Here is a 1293-nt window from a genome sequence, read left to right on the forward strand (position 1 = left end):
CCCCTGTACTTCCACCACCTGCAGGTCCTGGAGGGGAGTGAGGCCGGCTGCGGGCAAGTGCACTGCATTGAAGTACTTGGCCAGCTCGCCTACGGTCATGCCGTGTTGGAGGGCGATCCCAAGCTTTCCCACCCCGGACTCGAATCCCGGCTGCAGGATGGGGCCGCGCGCTTGGCCGCCTATCGGGTTGGGGCGGTCCAGGACCACAAACCTGGCACCTGTCCGGGAAGCGGCCTGCATGGCACCCCACATGGTCCAGATATAGGTGTAGAACCGTGCACCGACGTCCTGGATATCGAAGCAGATAGTGTCCACACCGGACTTTTCGTAAAAGCCCACGTAGCCATCCACATCGGCACCGTAGGAGTCGTAGACGGTGATGCCGGTACGGGGATCCACGGAGGTCCCTTCGCTGGCGCCGTCTTGGGCGGTGCCCCGGAAGCCATGCTCTGGGCCGAAAACGGCCCCGACGTCGACGCCTTTATCGGCCATGTCGTCAACGATTGACCGGAAGTTGGCCAGCACTCCAGTGGGATTGGTGATGACTCCCACACGGCGGCCGGCAAAAATGTTCCAGTTGTCAGTGGCGGCGGCGTCGGCGCCGTTGATGGTGGTGCCGGGCTTGCCGGGCCGGGTTTGAGGGATGGTGGCGGTGGCGCTGGAGGCAAAGGGCCCGACGACGGCGGCCGCCGCAGCCAGTCCCGAGGCGTGGATGAGGTTTCGGCGGTTCAGTGTCATGGGGTGCCTTTCCGATGATCAGGGCATGACAACTTTTGTGATGTCGCTTACATCGACCGTATTCGCTGCCGATGATTGCGTCAATGGTTTACCTGTGCAACTGTATTTAGGTAAATTATTTACATGAGCGGACGACTACCGCGGCCCGCCAGGCCCGCCAAGGAGGAAACGCGATGGAAGAGGCGCTGAACGTGCAGTTGTCGCGCACCGTATTGGTGCGGATCCGTTCCGCCTTGCCCGCCCTGCGCCCGTCAGAGCGCGCCATCGCTGAGTTGGTCCTGGCTGATCCTTCCCGCGCGGCCATGATGTCAATTGGTGATCTCGCGGAGCAGGGTGGAACGTCCACTACCTCGGTGGTCCGCTTCTACAAGAAAGTGGGCTACAGCGGGTATTCCGATCTTCGTCTGGACCTCGCCAGGGAAACCGCCCGCGAAAGCCTCGCCAACAGCGTGCCGGCGGGGGTCTACGAAGACATCAATACCTCCGATTCGCTGGCTGACATTGTTTCCAAAATCGCGTTCAACGAGACCATGTCCATCGCAGATACAGCCCAAG

The 1293-nt window shown here is 61.6% G+C and carries 1 protein-coding gene and 1 pseudogene; one reads left to right on the plus strand and one right to left on the minus strand.

What is annotated here, in order from left to right:
- A partial coding sequence (locus HP499_RS24340; protein WP_172326587.1) for a DUF1343 domain-containing protein occupies positions 1-738 on the minus strand: 738 nt, incomplete at its 3' end.
- A 173-nt stretch (positions 739-911) separates the two neighbouring features.
- On the opposite strand from HP499_RS24340, the pseudogene HP499_RS24345 reads away from it, so the two are divergent.
- Positions 912-1293: pseudogene (locus HP499_RS24345) on the plus strand (MurR/RpiR family transcriptional regulator); the annotation flags it as partial.

The organism is Paenarthrobacter sp. CM16 (assembly GCF_013179505.1).
Classification (GTDB): domain Bacteria; phylum Actinomycetota; class Actinomycetes; order Actinomycetales; family Micrococcaceae; genus Arthrobacter.